At 63.9% G+C, this 19,720-nt stretch carries 11 protein-coding genes; 7 read left to right on the forward strand and 4 right to left on the reverse strand.

Translation table 11 applies throughout. From position 1 onward, the window contains the following. Positions 1-50 precede the first annotated feature (50 nt). Together queF and rny are read right to left on the reverse strand one after the other, a co-directional pair. Positions 51-425 carry a preQ(1) synthase gene (gene queF / locus K0B96_RS12580; RefSeq protein ID WP_220161246.1) on the reverse strand — a complete coding sequence of 125 codons (375 nt, stop codon included), beginning with the start codon at positions 423-425 and terminating at the stop codon, positions 51-53. A gap of 152 nt (positions 426-577) precedes the next feature. Then, positions 578-2,158 carry a ribonuclease Y gene (rny, locus tag K0B96_RS12585; protein ID WP_255558654.1) on the reverse strand — a complete coding sequence of 527 codons (1,581 nt, stop codon included), beginning with the start codon at positions 2,156-2,158 and terminating at the stop codon, positions 578-580. 201 nt (positions 2,159-2,359) lie between these two features. Between rny and K0B96_RS12590 the strand changes: the two genes are divergently transcribed. Continuing rightward, on the forward strand, positions 2,360-3,607 hold the full coding sequence (locus K0B96_RS12590) for an FtsW/RodA/SpoVE family cell cycle protein (RefSeq protein ID WP_255558655.1): 1,248 nt from the start codon (positions 2,360-2,362) through the stop codon (positions 3,605-3,607). Between the two features lie 93 nt (positions 3,608-3,700). Further along, positions 3,701-5,449: an Rne/Rng family ribonuclease gene (locus K0B96_RS12595; RefSeq protein ID WP_220161247.1), complete on the forward strand. Its 1,749-nt coding sequence runs from the start codon at positions 3,701-3,703 to the stop codon at positions 5,447-5,449. Between the two features lie 434 nt (positions 5,450-5,883). On the opposite strand, the gene K0B96_RS12600 is transcribed toward K0B96_RS12595, so the two are convergent. Beyond that, on the reverse strand, positions 5,884-9,015 hold the full coding sequence (locus tag K0B96_RS12600; RefSeq protein WP_220161248.1) for an immunoglobulin domain-containing protein: 3,132 nt from the start codon (positions 9,013-9,015) through the stop codon (positions 5,884-5,886). 365 nt (positions 9,016-9,380) lie between these two features. Here K0B96_RS12600 and K0B96_RS12605 point away from each other — a divergent pair, with 365 nt between their 5' ends. After that, positions 9,381-9,536: a hypothetical protein gene (locus K0B96_RS12605; RefSeq protein WP_220161249.1), complete on the forward strand. Its 156-nt coding sequence runs from the start codon at positions 9,381-9,383 to the stop codon at positions 9,534-9,536. Positions 9,537-9,903: 367 nt separating this feature from the next. Here K0B96_RS12605 and K0B96_RS12610 read toward each other — a convergent pair whose 3' ends face one another. Next, positions 9,904-10,518: a PEP-CTERM sorting domain-containing protein gene (locus K0B96_RS12610; RefSeq protein ID WP_220161250.1), complete on the reverse strand. Its 615-nt coding sequence runs from the start codon at positions 10,516-10,518 to the stop codon at positions 9,904-9,906. Positions 10,519-10,730: 212 nt separating this feature from the next. Here K0B96_RS12610 and K0B96_RS12615 point away from each other — a divergent pair, with 212 nt between their 5' ends. The 4 genes from K0B96_RS12615 to K0B96_RS12630 all read left to right on the forward strand — a co-directional run bounded on the left by K0B96_RS12615 (position 10,731) and on the right by K0B96_RS12630 (position 19,626). Beyond that, positions 10,731-14,228 carry a putative Ig domain-containing protein gene (locus K0B96_RS12615; protein ID WP_220161251.1) on the forward strand — a complete coding sequence of 1,166 codons (3,498 nt, stop codon included), beginning with the start codon at positions 10,731-10,733 and terminating at the stop codon, positions 14,226-14,228. 187 nt (positions 14,229-14,415) lie between these two features. Next, a complete protein-coding gene (locus tag K0B96_RS12620; protein ID WP_220161252.1) occupies positions 14,416-15,522 on the forward strand; it encodes a hypothetical protein in 1,107 nt (368 codons plus the stop codon). Positions 15,523-15,575: 53 nt separating this feature from the next. Further along, a complete protein-coding gene (locus K0B96_RS12625) occupies positions 15,576-16,310 on the forward strand; it encodes an RNA polymerase sigma factor (protein WP_220161253.1) in 735 nt (244 codons plus the stop codon). Positions 16,311-16,317: 7 nt separating this feature from the next. Beyond that, positions 16,318-19,626, forward strand: coding sequence for a WD40 repeat domain-containing serine/threonine protein kinase (locus K0B96_RS12630; RefSeq protein WP_220161254.1), 3,309 nt, complete (start codon positions 16,318-16,320; stop codon positions 19,624-19,626). Positions 19,627-19,720: the final 94 nt, after the last annotated feature.

A 19,720-nucleotide genomic window follows, 5' to 3' on the forward strand; every position in this document is an offset into this window, starting at 1 on the left:
ACTGCCGCCGGCACCCATTCTCTTCTTGGTGGCGCCGGGCCGCCGCCCGTTTACTTCCGCGAACGTCCGGGCGTTTTTTTCGCGTTCCAACTCGCCGTGACCCGCGAACTGAACCCACCGCGCGCTTTCCAGTCCGCGATGATCGTCAGTTCCCGCGGCCGCAACGCGCGGCCCAAATCGTCGCAAATCTTGTTCGTCGCCGCCTCGAAGAAGATCCCCTCGTTGCGAAACGCGTGGAAATACAGCTTGAGCGACTTGAGCTCCACGCAGCTCTTGTCCGCCACGTAGCGCACCGTGATGTCCGCGAAGTCGGGGTGGCCCGTCATCGGGCAAAGCGAGGTGAACTCGTGATGCGTGTGCTCAATCACGTAGTCGCGTTGCGGAGCCGGATTGGCAAAAGTTTCGAGCAGCTTGGGATCGGCCATGCGGAAAAGTAGTGAGAAGCGGATAGTGAGTAGCGAGTAGAAATCCTCCGCCACCGACGCTCGCCTGGCGCTCTGGGCAACGCACATCTGTTCGCCACGCCCCCGACAATCGCCACCCGCTACTCATCACCCGCACTCGCTCCTCCCACGCGTCAGCCCGCTGTTTCTGTGAAACGGCTCTCGCGGATTACCGTAATCTTGATTGCGCACGGCGACTTGAGTTCGGTTTCGATCTTGCGGCGCAGGTCCTTCGCGATCTCCCGGGCGCGGTCATCGGTGACCGCATTTGGCGCCACCACGACGCGGATCTCCCGCCCCGCTTGAATCGCAAACGCCTGCTGCACGCCTTCGATCGACGACGCCAGTTTCTCCAGCCGCTCGAGTCGTTGCACGTAATTCGCCATCGCTTCCACGCGCGCGCCGGGCCGGGTCGCGGAGATCATATCGGCCAGAATCAACAGGCCTGCGTAAACCGTTTCCGGTTTCACCTCTTCGTGGTGCGCCGCGATCGCGTTCACCACGATCGGCGTTTCGCCCAAGTGCTTCACAAACTCCGCACCCACATGCGCATGGCTGCCGCCAAGTTCGGAGGGCAACGCCTTGCCGATGTCGTGCAGCAAACCCGCGCGCTTCGCCACGTTCGGATCGAGCCCGGCCTCGCTGGCAATCATCGCGGCGAGTTCCGCCGTCTCGATCGAGTGCTCGAGCACGTTTTGATTGTAGGAAAACCGGTATTTCAAGCGCCCCACCCCGGCGATGATGTCGGGATGGAGACCATTGATGCGCAGCCGGCTGACCGCTTCCTCGCCGGCCTGAACCGCCATTGACTCCACATCCTCCTGCGCCCGGCGAACGCATTCCTCGATCATGGCCGGATGGATGCGCCCGTCTTTCACCAGAGCATCGAGCGCCGCTCGCGCCACTTCACGCCGCACGGGATCAAAGGACGACACCAGCACCGTCTGCGGCGACTCGTCGATCAAGAGCGTAGCCCCGGTCGCCGCTTCAAACGCTTTGATATTGCGCCCCTCGCGCCCGATGATGCGGCCTTTCATTTCCTCGCTCGGCAACGCCACGATCGTCGAGGTGAGGTCATAGCTCGACCGCCCCGCCAGCCGCTGCATCGCCGCCAGGAGGATGCGTGCGGCTTCGTTATCCAGTTCACGCTCCGACTTCTCGAGCGTCTCGCGCTTCAACGCGCGCAACTCGTCCTGGCACTCGAGCATCACTTCTTCCCGCAACGTCCGGCGGATCTCCTCCGCATCCATTTGCGACACGCCTTCGAGCCGCTGCCGCAGGCTCTTCGACAGCGCCCGAATGGCATCGCGCGCCTGCCGCACCGCCGCGTTTTCGCGGTTCAACCGCTCCGAGCGCTGCTCCAGTTGAAAATCCAGCAGGGCCAATGATTCCTCGTGCGCGCGGATCTCCCGCAGCCGCACATCCGCCTCGATCTCCCGCCGGTCAAATTCGCGATTCAGATCCGCACGCTTCTCTTGGATCTCGCTCTCCGCCTTTTGTTTAATCTCCTCTGCGGTCACCGCCGCCTCCCGGCGCGCGACCTCGATCAATTCGGCCGCATTTTCCCGCGCCACGCGCCGGGTATGGCGTGTAAACGCCCAGACGACCCCAAAGCCCACGGCCATGCCAAGGACCAAGGTCCAACTCAGTGTCCAATCGATCGGTTCGCTCGCTCCCAAGGACACCGTCACCACCGCTGCGCGCAGGATTATCACAAGAGGGGCGCACCCTAGGGGCACCGGTTGAAACCTCAAGTTTTCTCGCGACGTTTTGCGCGCGATCCAGCCACGTCACCGCCGCCCCGTTCCTGACCGACCTCGAAACGGCGGCTCCGCGCGCATTTAACGCGTTCGGAAGTTTTCCCGGATTGCGCTGGCCGCGACGAACGGTTTCTTGAACCTGCCGTCTCCCTTGCCGTGAATCTCCGCACTCCTCTCGACTACTTCCGGGTGTTCCGCCCCACCACGCGCGAACGCTGGGATTGGGTCACGCCGGTGGGGATTCTCGGGCTCGCGCTGTTCGGCATCGCATTTATCTACAGCGCTCAATTGGAGCGCCACGGCGATGACTGGATCAAGCAGGTGGTGTTCCTCGGCCTCGGCGCCATCATCTATACGGCCGTCGCCCTGATCGATTACCGTTTCTGGCTCAGCGTCGCCCACTGGATTTATCTCGTCTGCCTCATCCCGCTGGTGATCGTGCTCCTACCGGGCGTCGGTGGCGCCACCACCGAAAAATGGGGCGCCAGTCGCTGGATTCCCCTTGGTCCACTCGGCACGTTTCAACCGTCCGAAACGGCCAAAGTCGCCGTGCTGCTCATCATAGCGAGCATTCTTATACGCTCGGAAATCGGCACCGTGAAGCAGTCGGTCGGGGCTCTCGGCAAATTGGCTCTTGCGGTAGGCGTGCCCATGTTACTTATCCTGCTCCAGCCCGATCTAAAATCGGCTATCGTTCTGCCCCCGATGGCGTTTTCCATGCTTTATGTGTCCCGGCTGTCCGCCCGCTTTTTCGGGGTCGCCTTGGGCGCGTTCATTCTCCTGGTCGCTGTGGTGACGTGGGACAGTTACAGCTATGTGCAGTTTATGGATCGGCACGGGTATTCTTACCTGACGGACCGCGGCAAATATGAAGCCCAGTCCTTCGTTCCGCTCCACGATTACCAGCGCAACCGCATCCTCGCCTTCGCCGCGCCTGAAAAGATCGACCCGAAGGGCACGGAAAATACCTACAACCTCACCCAGTCGCTTATTTCCGTCGGCTCCGGCGGCCTCATGGGCAAGGGTTGGACGAAGGGCACGCAGGCGCAATTGGGCTACCTGCCCCGTTCGGTCGCGCATAACGATTTTATCTTCTCGGTCATCGCCGAGGAAAAAGGATTTTTGGGAAGCCTCACGGTTCTCGGCTTGTTTGGATTGGTGTTGTTCAACGGCATACGCATCGCGGGCCTCGCCCGCGACCGCTTCGGCACTTTGCTCGCCATTGGCGTCACGGTGCTCTTTACGGTGCATGTGTTTGTGAACATCGCCATGACCATCGGGCTGGTGCCCATCACGGGCATACCACTTCCCTTCATCAGCTACGGTGGCTCCTTTGTGCTTAGTTGCTGCATGCTGCAAGGACTGGTCCAGAGCGTCTATCGCTTCAGGAAGGATTTCACATGAGATCCCTTCTTCGCGCTACGCACCGCTCTGCCGGGATTTCCTGCACTGCAACGTCTGCACCGGCCGCCGTGGTCCCGCCAAAACCACCGCACCATGAGCGATCAATCGCAATCCCACCCCGACTCCCCGTCGGATGTTTCCCAACGCTACGATGAAGAACTCGCGCAAGCCCCAGCCCCGGTCAGCGCCGATTCTGTCAATCCCACCGAGTTAAAAGCCGGCGCCCTCGACCGCTCCAAACAGCGGCCTTTTCTCCAAAAAGTCCTCGCTGTCTTTCAAAAGGAAAAGAGTTCCTACCGCGAACTCATCATCAATTCCGAGCCCCTCGAGCGCCGGGTCGCTCTGCTCGTAGACGGCCGCCTCGAGAAATTCGAGATCGAGCGCCAGTCCGACGACCGCATGGTCGGCGGTATCTACAAAGGTCGCATCAAGAACCTCGATCCCGGCCTCAAGGCCGCCTTTGTCGACATCGGCTACGCCAAAAACGCGTTTCTCCATTACTGGGACATGCTCCCCGCCGCCGCCGATTCCTCCGTTGAGGTCGTCCGCGTCAACCGCCGCAAAGACGCACCCGCCCGCTCCGCCGAGCCGACCGTCAAGGATATCCCCAACCTCTACCCGCCCGGCTCCGACATCGTCATCCAAGTCACCAAAGGCCCCATCGGCACCAAGGGCCCGCGCACCACGACCAATCTCTCGATCCCCGGGCGTTACCTGATTTTGATGCCCTTCTCCGAGGGCTGTGGCATCTCGCGCAAGATCGAGGATCCGCAGGAGCGGAAACGCCTCAAACAGATGCTCAACGAACTCACCATCCCCGAGGGCATGGGCGTGATCGTGCGCACCGCCGGCGAAGGCAAAAAGACGCGTTACTTCGTGCGCGACCTGCACCTCCTCCTCAAGAAATGGGAGGAAATCTCCACCAAGACCGCCAACGATCGCGCGCCCGCGTGCCTCTATCAGGAGCCCGATCTCGTCGAACGCACCGTCCGCGACTTCCTCACCGAAGAGGTCGACCGCGTGCTCATCGACAACAAGGCCGATCACGAACGCACCCAGGCACTCGTCGGCCAGATCTCCCAACGCTCCCGCGGCCGCATCGGCCTTTACAACGACAGCATCCCGATCTTCGAACGCTTCAACATCGAGCGCCAGATCGAGCAGACCGCGCAACGCAAAGTCGGCCTCCCCTCCGGCGGCGAAATCGTCATCGACGAAACCGAGGCCCTCATCTCGATCGACGTTAACACCGGCTCCCACAAAAACCGCGGCGGCGACGAGAAAAATACCATCTACGCCGTCAACCTCGAAGCCGCCACCGAAGCCGCCCGCCAGATCCGCCTCCGCAACCTCGGCGGCCTCATCATCATCGATTTCATCGACATGAAGGAGCGCCGCCACCGCAACGCCATCTACGAAAAAATGGTCGCGGAAATGGCGCAGGACAAAGCCAAGAATCACATCCTCCCCATCTCCACGCTCGGCATCATGCAAATGACCCGCCAGCGCCAGCAGGAGTCGCTCTCGAGCAATCTCTATACGGACTGCCCGTATTGCCGAGGCCGCGGCATCGTGAAGAGCGCCACGACGATGTCGGTCGAACTGCAACGCAAGCTCTCCTCCGTTCTCCGCCGCCTGCAACTCCGCAGCGATGTGAAGGAATACTCCCTGCGCGTCCTCGTCCACCCAAGCATCTTGGAACGGCTCCGCAGCGAAGACGCGGAATTGCTCGTGCGCATGGAGAAACTTTACGGCGCCAAACTCGCCTTCCGTGCGGACCTCAACTACCACGTCGAAAACTTCAAAATCATCAACGCCCTCACCGGCGAAGAATACCGCTAACGTGTATGGTGACATTAATTCCGTGTCGCTGACACGAATTCCGTGATGCAGACATGAATCCCATGCCACGCTGACAGTAATTCCGTAGTATCGACACAACAGCCACTACTTGAAAGGGCACCCCCACCGGTGCCCTTTTTCTTTCACGGTGTCCTGCCAAGCTGGTATTGAAATTTTTGTTCGGATTCAGAGACCGCCACTGCCATCCACTGATTGTCCCTCGTCCGCCCCCAGCAAACACGGAACCAAAGACTGCAACGCAGTGCTCCTCAACGCCTGCACAGGCATCCGGCGTCATGCTGCTACCGGCAGCGATACGATTTCCTGACGCCCGTGGCCAACCACACTAGCGACGTGACAGACCCAATAGGCATATTGGTGATAGGCTTTGAGACTGCTCGTCGGTTTATTTCCGGCGCGGCTGGACAGCCTGCCTACGGGTCGGCGTCGTAAATTTCCACTAATGCGACTCCACTGCCGCCGTCACTTCCGCTCACGATTGCCGTATAGGCACCGGAGGGCAGGTTGCCGAGCCAAGCAGCATCCCGCGACCCGGACGTCAGGGCAAAGGCGCCGAGGCGTGCGCCAGCACTGGCAATCAGTGAGCCGTTGCCACCGTTGTCCCAGTCGTCGTTTTCGGCGACCAGCCGATCTCCCTGCATGACCCGCAGGCGCGGATCACCCAGGACTCCGGTCAAGCCAAACTGCTCCAGAGCCGGGCCGACCGCGCGTATCATTATCCGCTTAGGTCCGCCGGTAATGACAAAGCCACCGATCAGCACATTGTCGCGGTTTCCCACCAGGGCTCGGGAAGAAACATTGAGCAACCGGTTATTGCCTTCCCACGTGCGGTAGAGTTCCGCGAGAGCTACCGCCGACGCTCCGGCTTGCACGTGTGCGGTGAACGCGCCCGCGGGGAGTCGCGGCTGCATGGCCGCATCGTGACTACCCGGATCAAGCGCAAAAGCACCAAGCTCAGACGACAGAGCCGCGATCCCCGGACCATCGTCCTGCCACTCATCATTCGTTGCGATCAAGTCGCTTCCCCTAAACAGAAGCAGTCGCGGGTCGTTCACAACCCTTGTAACTCCGAAACGCTGCAACGAAGGGCCGACTCCTCGTACCAAAGTTCGCATGGTCTCCATTTCCGGCCGGAGCACAAAGCCAACGATCAGCGTCTCCTGGCCTTGTGCGGCGAGGCCGCGGGTCGACAGGTTGGCGAGCGAGCCGGGAGTCGCCCGCTGTGCAGGGTAGTAAGCGAGGGTCTGTGTATTCAGCGTTGGTGAGCCCGCCAGAATGATACCGAGAGCTACCATACCGGTCGGCTGTTTGAGCAAAACTCCTCCGGCGGAATTCCAGTCGCTGTGCCACGGACGCGGATTGAACGAGGGATCCCAAGCGCCGTCCGGAAACAGGCGGACCGCGCCACGTCGGGCAGTGCCGTCAACTTGGTCGAAGCCGCCTTGCGCCCAGAGAGCCCCGTCGGCCTCCATCTGCACATCAGTGATCCCAGTCGCGTATCCTGAAGAGCGAAATTTGGGCGGAGTGAAGGTTTCGTCACGGCGACCGTCGGGCCAGAATCGTTCAATGCCCGGCGCCTCCGGGCTACGTATCACCACCCTTCCGTCCGGCAGTCTCACGCCCAGCGTATTAGTCGATCCAGTCACCGGCAGGATGACCGAGTCTACGAAGCGGCCATCCGAATCAAAGTGTTCCAGCGCGACAGGTGGCGTGTGGGTCAGCGGCTGGCTGACCAATCGGTAGATCGATCCATCGGCCGCCACTATAAACGAGTAAGGACGACCGTCCGCAAACCGTGCATCCGGCGCAAACGAAGGATCCGGCAGGCCCTCTAGCGTGACCGCGGTGAGTTCCGGCTTCGACGTGGTCGTGCGTTGCACCGCCATCAACATACGATTCGGTGGCTGCCACTGCAGATCATACGCTTGTGCCCAGGCCGCCAGGGCGTCGTCGTGAAACGTCACCTCGCCGGAGGTCATCACGTGCATGAGGGTGAACCGGAACGGCACGTCGATGGACTGCTGGTAAGACGCGAGGACCCAGAACGTGCCGTCGCCCATGGTGACGGCAGCGATCGTGCGCAACTCATAGAACGTCGCCGGTGAAGTGGCAAAGCTGGAATCCACCGTCCCATCCGCGCGGTAGCGCAGGATCCGCCGATCGCATGCGACCACCAAGCTGCCATCCGGTCCGGGACCTACTACGAACGGCGCCACCGTTGGGCTGAGGCTGCGTTCCACTTGGACGGTAATGCCGAACGGGTCTACCGATTGCGGCATAATCTGCAGATCAGCCGCCTCACTCGTCACCGAACCGCCGGCATTGCTCACCGTGGCCCGATAGCTGCCAGTGTCCGCGGTGGTCGCCTGAGCGATGCCCAAATCGGCGCGAGTTTCGCCCGGAACCGGTGCACCGTCCTTACTCCACGCATACCGGAGGGGCGGAGTGCCCCACGCCTTGACGGATAGCCTCACGGAGTTACCTGCGACCGTGCCTTGAGCTTGCGGCTGTTGCAGCAGAACCGGCGCCTCCGCCGAGCTGCGCAGGCGGGCCAGGTTGCGCCTCGCGAGGCCACCGACACTGGAAAACTCGCCCGCGATCACAATCGAACCGTCCGGCGCAAACGCCATCGCATTTACGGAGGGGTAGCCTCTGTCGCTCGCCATACCGCCCACATCGAAGGTGGGATCGAACTTGAACGAAGGGTCCAACCGGGCGACTCCGGCCTGATTGTAGAGTTTGGAAGGATCGTAGTAACCGTCGATCACTACGTTCGTGAAAACGCCGCCTGCCAGCACCCGTCCGTCCGCATACGCTAGGATGCACTCGATACTCCCCGGATTGGACAAGCCAACTCCCGAGCAGTATGTCTTGAAGCGGTTCAAGTTGATTCTCTTCGAGGAATCAGACGTGGTCAGACCATCACCCCAGCTTTTCGCATCGCTCGAATCGGTTCCGAGCATGAGTTTGCCGTTGGGCAGCAGCACGAGCGCGTTGTAAACGGACGCGGGCGACCGAGCATACGACGTGTTGTCCAGAAGTTGTCCGTCCGGTCCTAACGTCGCGAAAATGGCCTCGTCGTCGTAGAACGTCGAGGGCGTCAGTTGCGTGCCGGCGATATGCAGCCGTTTGTCCTGGGGCAGGATAGCCGTGATCAGATTGGCAAAGTCTCGCGTCACGTAGGTCGTGATCGGCAGCGGGCGGTTCCCCGCGTCGAAGGTAAGGTCGAGACTGCCGCCAGGGGTCAGCCGCGCCAGCGACTGGCGGGCGCCGCCGCCGATCTGGCTAAACAGACCGCCGACGTAAAGCTGCCCGTCAGTCGCGAGAGCGATTGCGGCGACGATGGCATCGGCCGGTAGTTGTGCATTGAACGATGGGTCGACCGACCCATCCGGCCGCACCCGGGCGAGCGCGTTGATCGGCCGCCCATTCACCGTCGTGAAACGACCAGCAACGAGAATGTCCCCGTTCGCGAACTGAAGCAGCCGAAGGACCCCGCCGCTCGCACCCGAATATCCGATGCTCACGTTGAAAGAGGGGTCCATCGTCCCATCCGGCAGCACGCGAGACAGTCGCGCAGGCTGCCCCGTCGCGAACGTGCCAACGATCATCCGACCTGACTCGTCGATGACGAGTGCGGGTATCGGGTCAGCGGTTGGGAGGTTGGGCGCGAAGGAGGAATCCACGCTCCCGTCCTGCGCTAAGGATCTAAGGACGCATAATCCGTAACAAAGGCAGCCAACCCATAGCGGCCGAACCGTGCGGAGACACATGCTGCCATCTTGCAGCCCAAGGCATTCGCTTCAACCCCTGAGATACAGTGAAGGGTGTAGCGCTTGGGAATCGTGGAAGTCACGGAACCGAAAGTCCGCCGGTCGGGATGGTCCACTCCTCTCTTTCCGCGGGCGGCATGAAGAACAGACCGTTGACCATGGATAACCGTAAGATTTCAGACGGCTTCGGCCATCGGCTCGCAAAACTGGCTTTCGTCGGGCATCCCGATGTCCGACAGCGCACCGCGATTATCTACGCGTTCGCCGTCTCCTTCCAGCGCACGAAAACGTGAATTTGAAGATCGCGTGGAGTTGGATGCTGCTCCGTCAAACGGAGCTTAATTGGAAAGCACCGCATGACTTTGAATTCTTGTCACCTCCCCTCTGACCTTGGTGTCACGGAATTAATGTCACCATACATTAACGAAGAAGAAGAACGCGCAGACCGAAACGTTTTCGCTTCGCTTTTCCTACCCGCCCGGCCCACGAGCCGGGCGTTTTTTGTGTCGCGGGGCGCCCGCCGGCTCGTCGCCACGGATGCCTTCTCTCGGCCTTGGCCGGTCGACCGCCTGTGACGACCGCGCTCAAACCGACGACACTCGGTCACAAAAAAGCCGTGGCGCCATGGCCACGGCTTCGCCGAAAGGATCTTCTGCAACCTCAGCTTTGCGCGACCGCGCGCCGCCGACGGCGCACAACGACCGCCCCCAGCGCCACCGCTCCCAGCAGCGCAGCATACGAGCTCGGCTCAGGAATCGGCGACGCATTCACCGCCCCGTAAACCCCGGAATAGATCGGCGAGGTCGGCGCACCAACATAATAGGCGTAAAAAGGGTATCCGGTGGGAGACACCGCAAAGAAATCACTCGTGCCATGGATGAACTCCGCCGAGCCCTGGGAAATACCGTTCGGGGCGGCGGCGAATTGAAACGTCGAACCGATGATCACGATCTGCAGGCCGACGGCACTCGCGTTGGTCGTCATATCAGCCTCGGTAAAATTGACGCCGCCGTTAAAGGAAAACGAAAGCGTTAACCCATCGAAGCTCGTGAAATCATAGGATCCGTCGCCTAACGGCGCCCCAATGTAAGTCATCGTGCCGACCCCGACGATGCTGTTGGTGTCGAGCACGCCCGACATGCCAAGGCCGGAGTTGTCGAATAGCGACTCCAGGGTTTGAATCGGGGCACCAGGGGCGGGCGACGCGAAGGCCGGCGTTTGCGAAAAAATGACCGCGGCTCCAACGCCGAGAAGGATGGTTTTAATTGAGTTCAAGCGCCCGAAATATCCACCGAGGCCGCGGGGGTTTGGCGATAGCAAAAAAATGTAAAGTCGACGACAGCTCACCCTGCGTCCGCCGGCTTGGCGCAAAGCGCGAGCCGGTGCTTTCCCGAGGGAATTTCGCGCTGCTTTTAGCCCGCGTGTAATTTTCCGACGGGCTTTCCGCAATTGGCTGCAACGGCGCCACTCCCGGCGTCGCTCTCCCCATGAAATCAGCCTCCTCCCTTCATCGCTTAAGCGCCTTCCTGTTCCGCGCGGCCCTCCCGCTTGCGCTCGCCTTCAGCGCGCCTGCCCTTTGCGCGGGCACGCCCTCACCCATCACGATCTCGCCGCCGACGATCGCTCCGCTCCAGACACTCAATCCTTATGCGCAAGCGTTCACCGCCACCGGCGGAGCGGCGCCCTACACCTGGAGCACGCCCATTGTCGCACTGCCCGCCGGACTCGCGCTCAACTCCACTACCGGCCTAATCAGCGGCACGCCCACCAAAGCCGGCAGCGCGGTCATTTTCATCCGCGTGACCGACGTCAACGGTCTCTCCACGCAACGCGGATGGAATGTCGCCATCGCCGTTGGCGCGCCGCCTGTCGTTTCCAATCCGCCGCCCGACAATGCCGGACCGCCGCCACCTTCCTCCTCCGCCTCCACGCCGCTCGCCATCACGCCGACGACATTGCCCGCCGGCACCGTGGGCTTGGGGTATTCCTACATCCTCAATGCCACCGGCGGCACACCGCCTTACACCTGGAATCTTCAATCCGGCAGCTTCCCAACCGGCCTCGCCCTCGACGCCGCCGGGCACATCGGCGGCACCCCGGCCAGCGGCGGCGCGTGGATTTATTCTTATCCCTATTCGGTCTATATCAACGTCACCGATTCCACCGGTCACAAAGCCGCCGCCTCATTTCCAATCGCGCTGCAGCCGTCCCCTGATGGCTCCGGCGAAGGCGGCTCCACGCCGCCGCCCGTCGTCACGCCGCCGTCCGCCACCTATACGGTGACCGTCGTCAACGGCACCGCGAACGGCACGGCGACCGCCACGGTTTCCGCCGGCAACACCGTCTCCTTGGCCGCCGCGCCTGCGCCCGCCGGCCAGTATTTCAAACAATGGAGCGGCCCCGCCTCCGCCGATCCCTTCGCGGCCACCACGACGTTCGTCATGCCGGCGGCGAACGTCACCTTCACCGCGAATTACTATACCCCTCCGCCTCTCCCCGCGGTCGTCGCCGGCCACCCACGGCTCTGGCTCAATCAATCCGATCTCCCGCGCCTCCGCTCCTGGGCCACGCCGTCCAACACCCTCTATCAACAAGGCCTGCGATCCATGCTCTCGCTCGCCCTGCACGCCTACGACCTTTGTTTTCCCAACGCCCAGCTCGCCAGCCCATATCCCGATTCGGGCGATATCAACGGCTACTCCGGCGCCAATATCACGCCGAGCGACATGATCAGCGAACAACACGCACTCACCCTCGCGTTCTTCGGCCTCGTCGATCCCGACCCGGCCGCGCGCCTCGTTTACGCGCAAAAAGCCCGTGCCCTGTTCATGTATGTCATCAACGAAGCCGCGAAAGGCCACCTCAAGGGCGCACCCTTCCGCGATCCCATCTTCTCCATCTACAATCGCGGCAACTCCAGTGGCGAATGCTGGCCGCTCCTCGCCGACTGGCTCCAGGGCGTCACCGATGCCAACGGCCAGCCCGTCGCCATCCTCACTCCCCAGGACAAAGCCACCATTCGCAGCGTTTTCCTCCTCTGGGCCGACGACTGCCTCAACGCCTATACAACCGGCGGCGATCACCCCGCGCCCATCGGCGTCACGAATAACGTCGCGCTCCTTCCGGGCGGCAACGCCATGCGCATCGCGGCCAACAACTACTATCTCAACCACGCCCGCCTCATCACCATGATGCCGCTCGCACTCGATGCCGCGGATGATCCCGCGGTAGACTCCGCGGTCCCCGCCTCGGTCCGCGGCAACACCCTGCGCAGTTACCTCCTCAACGCCACCGGCGCCTGGCTCTATCAACAATTCGCGATGTTCGGCGATCCCGCCGACGTGCGCGCCGCCTATCAACTCCCCGCCTCCGCCAGCGTCGGCCTCGCCTCGGGCGGCACCGCCGTCGAAGGCGGCCTCTACGGACACTCCATCGGCTATATACAAGGCCAGCTCCTCGCGCTGCAAACCGCCGGCGCCACCGATCCCGCCGTGTTCGGTCCGCAGATCAGTCTTCTCAACTCCCCCGTGTGGGATCGCTATGTGCACGGCTTGTTCGCCACCATGGTGCCCCAGCAACAGGTCAATCCCGTGCAAAGTTATCTCGGGCCGATTTATGAAATCGCCAGCATCGGCGACCTCATCCGGCTCTGGGTGACGCCCGACGTCATGACGACCTATTCCCTGCTCGCCCTCACGGAACAGAAGCAGGGCCGCACCGATCACCTCGCCGCCGCCCGTTGGATCGCGCTCAACGCCGTCGAAGGCGGCAGCGCCGGCCTGCTCAACCGCATTCAGCGGCCCTACAACACCATCGAGTCCATTCTCTATTTCATGCTCTTCGATCCCACGGATCCGACCGCCCTCCATCCGGCCGACCCGCGGCTCGCCTACGGCGCGAATTTCTACGACCCCGGCATGGGCCGCCTGCTCGCGCGCACCGACTGGTCGCCCAACGCCACGCTCTTCGATTTCCGCAGCGGCTGGCTCTCCATTAACCATCAGAATTGCGACGGCGGCCAAATCGAGTTCTACCGCCACGGCGAATGGCTCACCAAGGAGCTCTCCAACTACGACAACTACGGCAACGGCCAGTCCACCATCTGGCATAATACCCTCGCGCTGCAAAACTGGTCCTCCTCCGCGACGCCGTTCATGCAATGGTTCGAACAGCCCTACTGGAACAACGGCTCGCAATGGAACAACCACCAGTCCGCCGGCGATCCCGTCACCCTCGCCAGCAGTGGCCCAGGCTACGCCGCCGCGCAGACCGACCTCACGAATCTCTATAATCACCCGTCGTCCAATCCAGCCGGCAACTTCACCGACATCCAGCACGCCAGCCGCTCGGTCGTCTGGCTTCAGCCCGATTGCATCGTGATCTACGACCGCGCCACGTCGTTGCACGCCGGCCTGTTCAAACGCTTCAATCTCTCGCTGACGGCCGCGCCGTTCATCGATCAAGCGCAGCGTCAGGCCTCGGTCATCACGCCTCACGGGCAGCACCTCTTCGTGCAGACGTTGCTCCCCGCCAACGCCACGCTCACCTACGTCCCCGAAGGCGGCACGCTCACCAACATCGCCCAACTTGAACCGTGCAACGGCCGCCTCGTCGTCGAAGACACCACCCGTCCCACCGACGTCCGCTTCCTCCACGTATTGCAAGGCGCCGACGCCGCGGTCACGTCACCCACCGCCGCCAGCATGGTGCAAAGCACCGCCGGCACGGCCTGCACCGGCGCAATCGTCGGCGCCAGCGTGGTGATGTTTCCCGTTAACCTCGGCGGCGCCAACGTCGGCACAAGTTACAGCGTTCCCGCGACCGTGACGAAACACTACGTCACCGGCCTCGTGCCCGGTGGTTCCTACTCGGTCGTCGCGGATAGTGATGGCGTCACCGCGCAGGTCGCCCTCACGCCCGGCGGCCCGCTCACCGCCGATTCCGCCGGTGTGCTCTGCTTCGACCTTGCGAGCGTCATGAACTGATCCCCTTCCCCACGTCAGCCCTCCAGCCGCCGGCTCACCACCGGCGGCTTTTTTCTGCCCGGAGCCCTCGCGGTCGCTTCGGTCCGGCCGCGGTCGCGACGCCGGAAAATTTCTGCCGCCGCAAACTTTCCTGTAATTCTCCGCCGGCGATCCCGCAATCGGTCGTGGGCACTCCCGCCTCTTCTCCATGACGCTTCCCTCCCGCCTCGCTGCCACCGCGGCCCTGCTCACCCTCACCATCGCCGCGCGCGCCGATTTTCACTATACTCTGACCGACCTCGGCACTGTTGGCGCCACTTATAGCTACGGCACCGCGATCAACAACGCCGGCACGGTCGCCGGCTATCTCGACTACACCTCCACCGGCACCAAAATCGCCTTCGTCGCCGTCGGCGACGCCGCGCAACCGATCGGCACGCTCGGCGGCACTGAGAGCCGCGCGCTCGGTCTCAACGATGCCGGGCAAGTCGTCGGCTATAGTTTTCCCGCCTCGGGTAATTACCACGCATTCATCTACGCTCACGGCACATTCACCGATCTCGGCACCCTCGGTGGCGGAGCGAGCTACGGCTATGCCATCAACCAATCCGGCCAAGCCACCGGCTATTCGACTGTCACCTCCCAAGCGCCGCATGCCTTTCTCTACGCCGGCGGCGTGATGACCGATCTCGGCCTCCTTCCCGGCGGACTTTCCAGCAATGGTCAGGCGATTAACGCTTCCGGCCAGGTCGCCGGTTCCGCCACTCTCGCCAACGCCCACTCCCGCGCGGTGCTCTTTTCCGGCGGCGCCGCGCTCGATCTCGGCACGCTCGGCGGCGCCAACAGCTACGCCTACGGCCTCAACGACGCCGGCCAGGTCGTCGGCTACTCCAACACCGCCGCGGGCCCTAACCGGGCGTTTCTGTTCACCGACGGCGCCCTCACCTCACTCGGCGCGTTCGGCCCCTCTCTCGATAGCTATGCCACGGCGATCAACAACCTCGGCGACGTCATTGGTTACGCCGGCACCGCCACCAACGGCAACCACGGCTTCATCTCCTCGGCCGGCACGCTCTACGATCTCAACGATTTCATCACCGGCGCGAGCGGCTACACCGTCACCGTGCCCTACGCGATCAACGATCTCGGCCAGATCGCCGCCGCCGCGCACGACCCCTTCGGCTACACCCACGCCGTGCTGCTCACGCCGTCGCAAATTTCCCCGTCGCTCGCCACCATCCCCGAGCCGTCCGCCGCGGCCCTCCTCGCGGCCGCCGTCGCGCTGGCTGTCGCGGTGCCGCGGCGGCGCCGATGAACGCCACACTTGACGCTTCACTCGCGCCCGCCGCGGGTTATGACTCCCGGCTCATGCCCGAGCGCGAGTCTCCCGCTGGTGACGCCGCCTTCGCTTCCACCCAATGGAGCATCGTTCTCGCGTCGCGCCCCGACGCCACCGACCGGCCCGCTGCGCTGCAATCCCTCTGTTCCGCGTATTGGCTGCCTGTCTACAGCTATCTGCGCCGCCGCAACTTTTCGCCTGCCGATGCGGAAGATCTCACGCAGGGCTTTTTCGCCTACGTGATCGAGAGCGATTTTCTCACCCGACCCGACCCCGCCCGCGGTCGCTTTCGCGGCTACCTCGTCGGCGCGCTGAAACACTTCCTCGGCCAGCACTTCGAACGCGCCCTCGCGCAAAAACGCGGCGGCCGCGTCCGTTTTGTGGATTGGTCCACGCTCGACGCCGAACGCGAATTTGCCGCCGCCGATCAACCGCAACTCGACCCCAGTGAAGCCTACGAGAAAACCTGGGCGCTCACGCTCCTGCACCGCGCGTTGCAACAACTCGAAGCCGAACAAATCGCCGCCGGCCGGCAACGCGTCTTCACTGTCCTGCGCGCCTTCCTCAGCGCGACGCCCACGCGGGGCGACTACGATGCCGCCGCCCTCGCCCTCGGCACCTCCCGCACCAACGTCGCCGTCTGGGTCCACCGCCTCAACCACCGCTACGCCGAACTCGTGAAACTCGAAGTCGCCGCCACCGTGCGCTCGCCCGACGACATCGCCGCCGAGATGCAACACCTCCTTCAGGCGCTGCGCCGCTAGTCCGCCGATGCCTCCCTCCGCCTCTGCTTCCCCGCCGCCTGCCTCCTGCCCGCGCTGTGGCAACCTCACCGCCCATCCCTTTGCCGACGTGGGCGGCCTGTGCCTGCGTTGCGCCGGCGAACGCGCCTTCGCCCTCGGCACCGACACGCCGTTCGAAACCGAAACTCCTCTCGATCCCGCCGTCGCAACGGGCGTCGCCGACTTCGCACCCATCGACCAACCCGCGCGCATCGGTCCCTACACGATCATCGAGGAGCTCGGCCGCGGCGGCATGGGTCGCGTTTACGCCGCGCGCCAGAGCGGCCTCGGCCGCATCGTCGCACTGAAGGTCTTCTCTCCCGGCCCCGGCGCGCCGCCCGAACTTGAAATGCGTTTCCTGCGCGAAGCGCAAACCGTCGCGCGGCTTCATCACCCGCACATCATCTCGATCCACGATTCCGGCCGGGCCGGCGGCGACGTTTACTTTTCGATGGCCTACGTCGAAGGCGGCGACCTGGCTCGGCAGCTTAGGCAGCGCACGTTCGCCCCGCGCGAAGCCGCCGCGCTCGTGGCGAAAATCGCCTCCGCCCTCGCGCACGCCCACGCCGAGGGCGTGCTGCACCGCGACCTCAAGCCCTCCAACATCCTCCTCGACGACGGCGAACCGCGCCTCGCCGATTTCGGCCTCGCGGCGCAACTTGAAACGAGCGGCGACTTCACCAGCGCATCCGGCGTCTTCGGCACGCCGCATTATCTCGCGCCCGAAGCGATGCACGGCGGCGGTGCGGCGCTTTCGGCCGCGAGCGATCTCTACGCGCTCGGCGTCGTGCTTTACGCGTTGCTCACCGGCCGCACGCCTTTCGCCGGCGCCTCGCCGGCCGAACTCGCCGCGCTGGTCAACAGCACCGAGCCGCCTTCGCCCCGCCTGCTCGCCCCCGCGGTGCCGCACGATCTCGAGACGATTTGCCTGAAGTGCCTCGAACGCGATTCCGCGCGCCGCTACACCAGCGCCGCCGCGCTCGCCGAGGATCTGCGGCGCTTCCTCGCCGGCGAACACATCCTCGCGCGCCCCATATCGCCCCTCGGCCACTTTTTCCGCTGGTGCCGCCGCCGCCCCGCACTCGCCGCCGTCTGGCTGCTCGTCGTCGCGATCGCCGTCGGCTCCACTCTCTCCGCCGTGTGGGTGGCTCACGCGCGCGCCGCCACCGAAAAGTCGCTCGCGCGTGCCCGCGCCGCCGAGGCCGCCGACCGCGAGCATCTCCGCGCCGCTCGTCTGAGCGAGGCGCGCGCCATCCGCCACACCACGCTGCCCGGTCGCCGCCAACAAGCCCTTGTCGCGCTCGCCGAGGCCGCGCGCATCCGCCCGGGCGTCGATCTTCGCAATGAGGCGCTCAGTGCGCTCCTCTTGACCGATCTCTCGCCCGCGGAAACGTGGGATCTCGGCACCAACGCCCCCGCCGCCATCACGTTCGATCCCGCCGGCCGCACGGCCGCCGTCGAAATGATCAACGTCGCCGGCCCCGTCCGCAGCCCCGCTACGTTTCACACCTGGGGTCAAGGCCTGGCCACGCCGCCAATCGCCGCCGCCGGCACGCGCGTCATTGGCACCCTGCGTTTCAGCGCTGATGGGCAGCACGCGATGGCGCGTTACCTCGATGCCACGCTGCGCGTCTGGCGCACGCACGACGGTCAGCCCGAACTCATCCTGCGCGGTCTCCCTCTGCCGGGCGGATCCATGCTCACGAAAGATTTTAACGACGACTACGATTTCAGTCCCGACGCTTCGCAAGTGGTCGTCGGCGCGGCCCCGCACGGCCTGACACTTCATCGCCTCACCGACGGAGGCGAACTCGCGCATTCTCCAGCAGGCGCACAGTTCAACGTCGTGCGCTATTCTCCCGATGGCGCGCTCATCGCCGCGGCGCGCACCCAAGACCACGCGGCGCGCGAGGTTTTCATCTTCCGCGCCGACACGCTCGCCCTCGCCTATCGCCTCGCTCAAGTCACGGCGCCCAGCGCGCTGGAATGGACCGCTGACGGCACGCGCCTCCTCGTCGGCGCCGAAGACAATTCCCTTTCGATCTTTGACGTGCGCCACGAGCGGCTGCTCGCGCGGCATCCCCTCGGCCTGCACGATCTGGTCCAGGTTCTGCCACTCGACGACGACCGCCTCGCCGTGACGCGCGGTGTCGAAACCAACCTTCACTTCGTCAACCTCCTGACTGGCCGCCCGGAATTCGAGCTGCCCGAAATCGGTCCCGCCCTCGTAGCCGCGCCCCGCGGCGGGCACACGTTCGTCACGACAAGTCTCCAAGGTATCGCCACGCGCTGGAACGTGATTTCGCCCATCGGACTTCGCAGCATCGCTCCACCCCATCCCAGCGCCTACACCGGCGCCGGCTTGAGCGGCAGTTTCGATCTTAGCCCCGACGGGCGCTGGGCGGCGTCCGGGCACGGTCGATACACGCTGCTGCGCGATCTCGCAACTGGCCGCGTGCTCGCCGCGCTCGACGCCGGTGCCGATCGCGCCACTGAATTTACGACTGTCGCGTTTGAAGCGAACGGCAGCTCGCTGCTCGTTTGCTCGACGCTCAACGGCCTGCAACAACGCGAGCTCGTCCGCCGCTCCGACGGCCGCGAAATCGAATTTGGACCGCCGCAGCTTATCGATGCCGAGCCTGGCTTCGCGATTGCCGCGTATTCCGCCGACCGGCTGCGTTGCGCGTTGGTCAATTTCGAAACGGGCGCGGTGAAAATCATCGAGCGATCGTCTGGCGGCCTGCGCAACCGCGCGCACTGGACCACTCCCGGCGTGTATGGCGCCGCCTTCAGTCCCGATGCGGCCGAGGTGCTGGTGAACTGCAGCGGCCAAGGTCCGGCCGGCGGCGAGCAACGTCTGCGGGTGCATCGCGTCGATGACGGCGCGGTCGTCGCCGAGCTGCCCGCGCGCGTGTCCTGCGACGTCGCCTGGAGTCGTGATGGCCGCACCGTGCTTACGTCCAACGGTCCCTCCGAAAGCATCCTCTGGGATACCGCCACGTGGCAGCCGCGCGTAAAACTTGCGGGAGAACTCGGAGGCGACGCCACGTCGTTCGCGCTCTCGCCCGACGAGGCCTACGCCGTAATCGTGCGCGACAATCACATTCACCTCGTTGCGATGACCGACGGAAAGGCGTTTGCGACCATCGAACTCCCCGATGCGGCCGATCTCGCCACCGGCGTAAAATTTCTCCCCGACGGCCATCGCTTCGCCATCCTTTGGCCCGACAGCCGCATCGATATCCTCGACCCCGCCGCCTTGCGCGCGTCCCTCGATCCGCTCGGCTTGGCGTGGTGAGACCAGCCGGGGGCGGCCGGCTCGCGCGCGCTTGCTTCGCGTTTCTGCCGCAACGGCAGACTCGCACGACGCGACTTGCGGTTGCATCGCTGCG

It is taken from the genome of Horticoccus luteus (assembly GCF_019464535.1).
GTDB classification, from domain to species: Bacteria; Verrucomicrobiota; Verrucomicrobiia; order Opitutales; family Opitutaceae; genus Horticoccus; species Horticoccus luteus.